Annotated in this window: 5 protein-coding genes and 1 tRNA gene; 5 read left to right on the top strand and 1 reads right to left on the bottom strand. The window is 38.7% G+C overall.

Annotation, left to right across the window (positions count from 1 at the left end):
- Window positions 1-160 precede the first annotated feature (160 nt).
- Window positions 161-258, top strand: a tRNA-Leu gene (locus MRT15_RS08710).
- Window positions 259-315: 57 nt separating this feature from the next.
- Here the strand turns inward: MRT15_RS08710 and MRT15_RS08705 are convergent.
- Window positions 316-1776, bottom strand: a complete 1461-nt coding sequence (locus MRT15_RS08705) for a trimethylamine methyltransferase family protein (RefSeq protein ID WP_304329696.1) — start codon at window positions 1774-1776, stop codon at window positions 316-318.
- Between the two features lie 251 nt (window positions 1777-2027).
- Here MRT15_RS08705 and MRT15_RS08700 point away from each other — a divergent pair, with 251 nt between their 5' ends.
- From MRT15_RS08700 to MRT15_RS08685, 4 genes are all read left to right on the top strand, one after another.
- Window positions 2028-3641 (top strand): APC family permease, encoded by a 1614-nt coding sequence (locus MRT15_RS08700; RefSeq protein ID WP_304329695.1) that lies wholly within the window; start codon window positions 2028-2030, stop codon window positions 3639-3641.
- A gap of 42 nt (window positions 3642-3683) precedes the next feature.
- On the top strand, window positions 3684-4634 hold the full coding sequence (locus MRT15_RS08695) for a metallophosphoesterase (protein ID WP_304329694.1): 951 nt from the start codon (window positions 3684-3686) through the stop codon (window positions 4632-4634).
- A 24-nt stretch (window positions 4635-4658) separates the two neighbouring features.
- Complete coding sequence (locus tag MRT15_RS08690) at window positions 4659-5723, top strand: hypothetical protein (RefSeq protein WP_304329693.1); 1065 nt, start codon at window positions 4659-4661, stop codon at window positions 5721-5723.
- Window positions 5724-5804: 81 nt separating this feature from the next.
- Window positions 5805-6200, top strand: coding sequence for a CopG family ribbon-helix-helix protein (locus MRT15_RS08685; RefSeq protein ID WP_304329692.1), 396 nt, complete (start codon window positions 5805-5807; stop codon window positions 6198-6200).
- Window positions 6201-6217 lie beyond the last annotated feature (17 nt).

The raw sequence follows: 6217 nt of genomic DNA, 5'->3' as shown, positions 1-6217 counted from the left end.
AAGATTGAGATGTAGGAAAATATACTTTAGACGCGAAGTTATGGGAGGAGTCCCTTGGAGGAAGGAGAAGACTTAAAGCAAATGGAATAATTCAAGCTTCCCAGCATCCTGAAAACAACATAAATAATTTGTTTTAATAATAATTCAGTTTATATTGTAGGCGGGGGTTGCCGAGCCAGGTCAAAGGCGCGAGGCTCAGAAGTTAACTGGGAAACCTCGTGGCGTAGGCCTTCGTGGGTTCAAATCCCACCCCCCGCATTAATCCATCGCTAAGTATATATTACTTGACTGTAAGGCTTAAGTTAAAAAACCCCTTTAAGACACTTTATAAGAGCATTTCTCTCTTTTCTCAACTTCTCTTATGAATGCTATCAACTCTTTCTCAATGCTTGGCTCTAATGGTTCAGGCTGATGCTTTGATAATATCTCCTTAGCTCTTTCACGGGCAACTTGCCTCAAGTCTTTAGAGCCACATTTCTCCCATAAATCTCTCGTTTGCCTATTTAGAATTGTGGGAATGAAATGCTCAGTCTTTAAGTGCTTTAAAGTATGTTTCTTTGTGAGGAAGTGTCCTCCTGGACCCACCTCCTCAATTACATCCACAGCCAAAGTCTCATCATTAACCTCTATTCCACGAAGAGCTCGTAATACCATGCCACATAATTCGTTGTCTATAACTGCTTGCTCATAACTAGCAGTTAATGTGGATTCAAGGGCGCCTGCCGCTACATAAATAAAGTTTATACCTGCCATTGCTGCCATCATCAGCGTAACTGCCTTCTCAATACCTGCTTGTATATCGGGAATTTTAGACTCAGTTCCTCCACCAGTCCCTCTTGATGGTAGATTGTAGAAGCGGGCAAGCTGAGCTGTTGCCACATTGATTAAAGCTGCTTCAACAGCACCATACGCTATATTTCCAGTTTTCATATCCATTATCGTCGATACAGTTCCATAAAGTACTGGGGCGCCTGGGTTAGTTAATTCTGCTATAACTATTCCACTTAAAACTTCAGCGTTTTGTTGAACTAGAAGTCCTGCTAATGTGACTGGTGCAGTGGCGCCTGCTTGACACTCAGGCGCTATTATGACTGGCTGCTTATATCTAGCGTAAACCATGAGTCCCTCCGTTAATTCTTTGGAGTGTTGCAGTGGGCTTACTGGGTTATGGAAGCCAAGTAGCATTGGCCGCTTAATAAGCTCTTCCTCCCCTCCTGCAATTATCGAAGCCATTTTAATTGTGTCCATTGCAACTGTTTGACCATAAGTATATCCGTCAATGGTTTTCGTCGTATTCTTAAATCCGGCGTACATTTCATATACGTGAGCAATTGATTCAGGTATGTCTCGAGCCTTCACAGTTATTGAGGCATGATGTATATTTTCTAGTGCATCTGCAAGTTTGAAGAAACGTTCTAGATCTGTATATGTTGAAGCACGTCTCTCGCCGGTTTCCAAATCTAAAACGAAGAGAGAAGTCCCCTCCATTGAAAAATGGACTCGATAACCCCCAATATTTAATTTATACCTTTTGCCTCTACCATATAGAGTAACATGGCTTGGAGCTTTCTTTAAGGATTCATTAACCAAATACTCCGGTATATGAGCTACCCCCTTTCTCTCATTAATGATGGCACCTGCATCCTTAAGCAGTTTTAAAGCATTTTGCTCCAAAACCTTAACACCAACCTTCTCCAACACTTCCATGGTGGCCATATGAACCTCATAAAGCTCATAATGACTTAATACTTCTATTCTATTACCTAAAATTTGCATATTCATCAATAAACTACTATTCAAAGATTCCTTAATAAGTTTTAGCAATTTGTACAGTTTCTATAACATCTCTTCCACGTTCATTAATGGTAATATCGATCCGAAATTTTACACTATGGGCAACGCATTTAACTATTTTTCTCCAAATTAGTAATGCCGTTTATTTATACTTCAAAATATAAATGATTAAAAGTCAAAGTCGAAATGTATATATTGACAAACTTTTAAATAGTTAAAATGGAGACGTTAAAATGAGTCAAAAAGAGAGAATATTTTTAAGAGAAGCAACCGGTCTGGTGAGGGAGGCTAATTGGGCTGATATATTAATTTTTGCTGCGCTTAACATGAGTGTTGGTTTGAGTGCATGGTGGCTATTCCTCTGGGGTCCATATATAGCGCCTGGCGGGAACCTATACATCGGCGTTCTCATAACCTTCGTAATGATGATATTTGGAGGTCTTTCATGGGCATTCTTAGCTACCATAGTGCCGAGAAGTGGTGGTGAATATGTTTTTAACAGTAGGATTTTGCATCCAATTCTCGGATTAATATCTAGTTGGGGATGGATGGTAGCAAACTTTGCATGGATGGGAACTCTAACAGCATATATATTTGACCCAGGATTAACAACAACCTTCCACCTTGTTGGGTTAAGTGGAGCAGCGGAATTTGTTAAATCACCAGTTGGGTTAATAGTTTGTGGAATAATAGTCATGATAATTACTGTGATAGTATCGATTTTAGGGCTTAAGGCGTTTAGGATATTTCAAACAATTTGCTTTGTTATAGGGGTTATAATGTTTTTGGCTATATGGGCTCTGTTTTTAACATCCTCAAAGACCGATTTTATAAATGCATGGAACAATGTAGCCGCTATCTACGGATCAGCCGATTACCATACACTAATGAAAGAGACATCTCAATATTTAGAGACAACTTACGGCATTAAAGCGCCAGTTTATCAATCATGGAACGTCATGGATGCGTTGCCATTGCTTCCAGTAGCGGGATGGGGGTTAATTTACCCATATTTAGCGACATACATAGCTGGTGAAACTAAGAGGGTTGAGAGATCCATGTTGATAGGTATACTTGGATCGCTGGTGTTTTGCGCTGTAGCATGGTGGATAACCACAGCTTTACTTGAAAAAGTAGTTGGATACGATTTCCTCGTAGCCACATCATATGCCTATGGCGATGGATTAGAATGCTATGCTTTCCCATTTTCACCATCTTATTTTGGCTTTGCAATGATAATGGCGCCAACGTGGCTTAAATGGCTCATAGGGATAGGTTTCACTGCATGGGTTTTCTACTATGATCTATATTCAGTTTTCCCCGGAGCTAGGATACTGCTTGCATGGTCCTTTGATAGATTAGCCCCTGCAGCTCTAGGGGATGTTAGTGAAAGATTTCATACGCCAGTTAAGGCATCGATCTTCGTTGGAGTTTTGGGAATTATAGCCATCATATGGTATGCTCTAGCACCAGCATATTTAGCCAGCTACATAGCCATGATTCCACAGATCACTACATGTTTCATGATGACATCCATAGCAGCCATGATTGTGCCATTCAGGAAGAAGATGAGGAATGTGTATGAGGCATCGCCAGTCTCAAAATATAAGATAGGGCCTATTCCACTAATAACCATAAGTGGAATCATATACTTCATATTGCTCGCCACACTCCTCTACTACTTCATAGTAAATCCACTTTATGGAGGCTGGAACGTACCATCACTAATAGTTGCCGCTATAGCATACATAACTTGTGTTATATACTACTTTGCCATCAAGTATTATAGGAAGAAGAAAGAGGGCATAGACATAAGTTTAGCATTTAAAGAGATCCCTCCAGAGTAAAATGTCATATAAATTTTATTTTTTATATTTTGGTGATTTAAAATGGAAGTAAGGATATTCTTTGTAGCTGATGTTCATGGAAGCGAAATTTGCTTCAGAAAATTCTTAAATGCCATTAAAATTTATAAAGTGGATGTAGCAATTTTGGGCGGCGATCTCACAGGTAAACTCGTGATCCCCATAGTTAAGATGGGAGGGGGACGTTATGAAGCAGATTTCGCCAATAGGAGGTGGATTGTTAAGGAGGGGGAGGAATTAAACAAGTTGTTAGGGATGATACGTAATAGTGGTTTCTATCCAAGGATCATGAGTGAAGATGAATACCATAAAGTAAGATCCGATAATACACTTATCAAGAAAATCTTCGATGAAGCTGCAGCTGAAGTTATGAGGAGTTGGGTTAGAATGGCTGAGGAGAGGCTTAAAAACATAGGGGTTGAGTGTTACATTATGCCTGGAAACGATGATAGCAGAATAATTGATGAGATACTGAAGGAGTCTAAATTCATAGTGAATCCTGATGAGAAAGTCTTGGAAATAAAGGGGGGATTTGAAATGCTTAGCATGGGAGCCTCCAATCCCACTCCATGGAAAACCCCAAGGGAATATACGGAGGAGGAATTAGAGAGGAAGCTTACGTCCCTCTTAAATCATGTCAAGAACCCGGAATCAGCAATATTTAATATTCATGTTCCACCATACGAAACATTGCTGGATATGGCACCATTACTAGATGATGAACTTAGAGTTGTTACGAAGGGGGGTAGAATAGTATTTGTCCACGTTGGAAGTAAATCCGTGAGGCATATAATTGAAAGGAGTCAACCCCTCATAGGCCTCCATGGACATATACATGAATCAAAGGGCGTTGAGAAAATTGGTAGAACAATTTGCTTCAACCCAGGAAGCGAGTATGGTGAAGGATTCCTACGTGGAGTTCTCATAAATCTGGAGAAAGGAAAGGTTAAAAATTATCTATTTACGTATGGTTAATTTGTGTTAAAGAAAGTGAATACCATGAAATTTAAAATTTATGAAGACTATGATGGAACCATTTATGAAGTAGATCTCCCACTTTCCTCCAACATCGATATAAAACAAGTATCTGAAGAACTGGAGATGCCGAACTACATTGAAATTGACAATTTTGCTGTTAAAAGAGCTCTCTTGACAATTTGGGCAGCCGTTAACGCTCAAAGAATAAACTTCTCCGAAGAAGTTAAGAAGAAGTTGAGGGGGCCATTAACCCCCCTCCTATTTGGAGGGATGACTGTGAAAATACACTGCCCATCAGCAAATAAGCCCAATGGACCACTAAATAGACATGTAAAAGATGTCGATTTTGTAATTCAAAAACATGAAGGATCCTTATTCGTAAAGCTTATGCTGGAACTAAACAAACTCTTCGGATCCTGCTATCTATACTTCATAACTCAAGGTGAAAGATGGTTTAACCTCTTAAGAGGAGGGAAGAGATATAGGGTAAGAGGCTTAAGTGATATAACAAACGACGGTATTCCACAAGTAGGGGTCACAGACATCTTCTGCGATGAACTCCCATTCAGACATACCATTAAAATCGATGAAAAACAATTTAAAAGAGCAAAGGAAAACCTTTACACTATTGGATTGGAAAACCTTTTACTCTCAAAATGTCAATTCATATTTAGCCTCCCAAAAGACAGAGAAATAGAATTGAGGGAAACACAACAAGAATTTAGGATACTACCCTACAAATATTTAAAGAATGAAATAGCTGTTGGTATGGAATTTAAGGATATGAAAGATGTTGCTGCAATTCTATTGGACCATGAAATTGGAGAAGGCCCTGAACAAATAAGTATAGACAACATAAAAAGGATTCTTGGAGGCGATAAGAAATTCACATTAACATTCCGTTTAAACCTCCAAAACCTCATCGACCGAATAAACATTCTTGAAAAAGAAGGATTAAGCACTTCTGATGCAAATAAAATAATTGATAGAGTCAATCAGATACTTGAAAAAATACCTACAATTGACAAAAAATGGGAGAAACCTTGGTGGAACGTAGATGTAGAAACCCCTAAAATCAGGCAATGACAAATACACCATTATTACATGAATTAAACGATGATATTTAATATTAAATGATGGTTAAAGTATTTATGGTGATGGGAATTTATGGGAATTCTAAGGACTGGTGTGGCGTTTAGAAAAGAAACTTTAGAAATGCTTAATGAGTACATGAATAAGACGGGGATGAAGAATAGATCTAGAATAATTGATGAAGCATTGAGATTATACCTCTCAGATAGGGGAGTCATGATGGAGGAAGGGGTGTTTGGAGGGGTAATAGCAGTATACTTTGAGCATGAAGCAGAGCAATATTTAACAGAGTTGCAGCATGAATTCTTAGATATAATTGTATCGAACACGCATGTACATCTGGATGTGGAGAACTGTATGGAAGCAATACTTGTAAAGGGGGATATACGTAAAATAAAGGAGTTTATGTTGAAAATAGAGGGGGTTAAAGGGTTAAAAGCTATGAGGAGTAGCTTTTTCAAAATAATGTGATAAATTGAAGGTTAGGG

The sequence above is a fragment of the Candidatus Culexarchaeum yellowstonense genome (assembly GCF_024707025.1).
GTDB lineage: Archaea > Thermoproteota > Methanomethylicia > Culexarchaeales > Culexarchaeaceae > Culexarchaeum.
Note: the sequence above shows the minus strand (reverse complement) of the source record. Positions and strands in the feature narration are given on the sequence as shown.

Excerpts from the sequence above, each read along its gene's own strand:
- MRT15_RS08705 (WP_304329696.1), bottom strand. The coding sequence starts at position 1,776 with ATGCAAATTTTAGGTAATAGAATAGAAGTATTAAGTCATTATGAGCTT.
- MRT15_RS08700 (WP_304329695.1), top strand. The coding sequence starts at position 2,028 with ATGAGTCAAAAAGAGAGAATATTTTTAAGAGAAGCAACCGGTCTGGTG.
- MRT15_RS08695 (WP_304329694.1), top strand. The coding sequence starts at position 3,684 with ATGGAAGTAAGGATATTCTTTGTAGCTGATGTTCATGGAAGCGAAATT.
- MRT15_RS08690 (WP_304329693.1), top strand. The coding sequence starts at position 4,659 with ATGAAATTTAAAATTTATGAAGACTATGATGGAACCATTTATGAAGTA.
- MRT15_RS08685 (WP_304329692.1), top strand. The coding sequence starts at position 5,805 with ATGGGAATTCTAAGGACTGGTGTGGCGTTTAGAAAAGAAACTTTAGAA.